Annotated in this window: 3 protein-coding genes; all 3 read left to right on the top strand. The window is 26.7% G+C overall.

The features are described from left to right. The first annotated feature begins 167 nt into the window (after positions 1-167). The 3 genes from Q1J60_RS09335 to ulaA all read left to right on the top strand — a co-directional run bounded on the left by Q1J60_RS09335 (position 168) and on the right by ulaA (position 2,442). On the top strand, positions 168-611 hold the full coding sequence (locus Q1J60_RS09335; protein WP_300261212.1) for a PTS sugar transporter subunit IIA: 444 nt from the start codon (positions 168-170) through the stop codon (positions 609-611). Between the two features lie 175 nt (positions 612-786). Then, entirely contained in the window at positions 787-1,062 is a 276-nt protein-coding gene (locus tag Q1J60_RS09330) for a PTS sugar transporter subunit IIB (RefSeq protein WP_300261209.1), read from the top strand. Between the two features lie 108 nt (positions 1,063-1,170). Next, positions 1,171-2,442: a PTS ascorbate transporter subunit IIC gene (ulaA, locus tag Q1J60_RS09325; RefSeq protein WP_300261206.1), complete on the top strand. Its 1,272-nt coding sequence runs from the start codon at positions 1,171-1,173 to the stop codon at positions 2,440-2,442. Positions 2,443-2,525: the final 83 nt, after the last annotated feature.

Genomic DNA, 2,525 nt, shown 5'->3' with positions numbered 1-2,525 from the left:
ACTTTAAAATTGACTTTAAATGCTTTGGAATGATAATATACTTAGGTAAATTTAACTTAATTTAAGAGAAATTTACCAGCTACTATAAGTGGTGAGTAGCTTACTACAGTTATAAGGTTAATTATGGAAATTGTTTGCATGATTTTAAATTATCACAAGGAAAGTTGGTGAATTTTATTAGTGATTTATTAAATGAGAATAATATAATTATCAAGGCTAAGGTTTTTAACAAAGAAGAGGCAGTTAGGTTAGCTGCTGAACCTCTTTTAAAAGTAGGGAGTATAACAGAGGAATATGTAAATGATATTTTAGAGAAAATTAATGATTTAGGACCATATATGGCAATTATGCCAGGTGTAGTTATTGCTCATTCTAGATCATGTAATCATGTCCTTGAAGATTGCATTAGTATGCTTACTTTAGAAAATCCAGTTGAATTTGGTCATGAAGATAATGATCCAATAGAAATAATTTTTGTTATTGGAGCGAAGGAGAATACAGTTCATTTAGATGTCTTGCAAGATTTAGCTAGAGTATTAATAAATGAGGAGTCTGTTAATAAAATTAAAAATGCTAAAAATAAAAAAGAGATAATGGAGCTTTTTATGTAATTTATTAAACTTTTCAAAAATTAACTTATAGAATATTTTAAATTAGGATATTTTATAAGTAATATTTATATAAGTAATATTTATTTGTAGATAAATTGATTTGTAAGGTATAATTAATAAAAGGATTTCTTGAGATTTAAATTAATTTATATATTATGAAGAGGGTGGAATAAAAATGAAGATTATGACTGTATGTGGATTTGGTGTGGGAACAAGTTTGATTTTAAAAATGACAGTTGATTCAATTATTGAAGAGGAAGGAATAAATGCTGAGGTAGAAGCCATAGATATGACTTCAGCATGTGGAAATTCTGCAGATTTAATTTTAACATCAAAAGAAATTGGTGAAGAGATAGAAGGGCAAGTAAGTGGAAAACTTGTTTATATATCAAACTTTATGAATAAAGAAGAAATAAAGGAAAAAATTCTTGAAGTTATAAACGCTTACTAAGCATTAAACTTTTATTAATCTTAGATATTTTATACAATAATTTTTTGGTTTACATAAAAGATAAATAAAACTAAAGTAGATTAAATTTAAAAAAAGGAATTATTAGAAATGAAAGAAATATTAGATTTTTGTGTAAGTTTTTTTAGAAATCCAGCTTTGTTTATGGGACTTATAGTAGCAATTGGTTTAATACTTCAAAGAAAATCAATAGATGCTATTTTAAAAGGTATATTTAAAGGAATAATAGGAATGGTAATTCTACTTAAGGGAGTAGATATAGTGGTTTCTTCAATTACTCCTCTAGCTAATGCATTTTCAGGATTATTTAATACTCAAAGTAATAGTACTTTAGGAGATTTTAATGTGTTTTTAGGTCAATATGGAAGCTATGTTGGATTAATACTTCTTTGCGGATTTGTAATCAATATAATAATTGCTAGATATACAAGATTTAAAACTATATACTTAACAGGAAATATACTATTTTGGTATCCAATGCTTTTCTTAGCAGTTGGGATTGAAAATCATATAAGTGGATTAAAATTATTTATATTCACATTAATTATGTATATTTTAGTCATAACAATATTCCCATATATATTAAGAAAACATGTTAAGTATGTAACTGGAAATGATAGTTTTACTATTGGACATACTGCATCAATATATTGTTTATTAGGTTCTTATATAGGAAAGATTGTTGGACAAAAAGATAAAAATATAGAAAATTTAAATCTTCCAAAGTCTTTAAGTTTCTTTAGAGATACAAATATAACAGCGGCAATAGTTATGTTTATAGTTTACATAATAGTTGGTTTATTTATAGGAAAAGAAAGTAGAATAGCTATATATGGAAGTGAGCCGCTTATTACTTATTCTTTAATTCAAGGAGTAACTTTTGCAGCAGGTATGATAATACTTTTAACAGGAGTAAGAATGATCTTAGGAGAAATAATACCATCATTTAAAGGTATAGCAGATAAATTAGCTAAAGGTGCAATTCCAGCCTTAGATATTCCTATGATATTTCCATATGGACCAAATGCTTTATTAATTGGATTCGTAATAGCACTTATAACAAGTATAGGCACTTTATTTTTATTAGGAGCATCAGGAGCATTAACCTTTGCTCTTATACCATTGGTGGTTGCATGTTATTTTGATGTTGCACCAGGAGCTATTTTTGCTAATGCAAGAGGTGGTTGGCCAGCAGCTATAATTACAAGTGTTTTAGGCGGAATAATCCTAATGGTATTAGCATATATTTCTTTAAATTTAGTAAGTGGAACTGTAGGAAACTTTATTCAAACATATGGAGGGAACGAATTCTCAATATGGGTAATAATAGGTGACTTAGTAGGAAAGCTTTTTAGTATATAAAATAAAAGAGTTTTATTTAGAACTTGATTATATAGAATAATATTATATGTAACAATAACAAATAAGTGAGCTTTATCAGATAG

The organism is Clostridium sp. (assembly GCF_029258205.1).
Taxonomy (GTDB): domain Bacteria; phylum Bacillota; class Clostridia; order Clostridiales; family Clostridiaceae; genus Sarcina.
This window is presented reverse-complemented; position numbering and strand designations above follow the sequence as displayed.

Coding starts and splice junctions, on each gene's coding strand:
- Q1J60_RS09330 (WP_300261209.1), top strand. CDS start 787: ATGAAGATTATGACTGTATGTGGATTTGGTGTGGGAACAAGTTTGATT.
- ulaA (WP_300261206.1), top strand. CDS start 1,171: ATGAAAGAAATATTAGATTTTTGTGTAAGTTTTTTTAGAAATCCAGCT.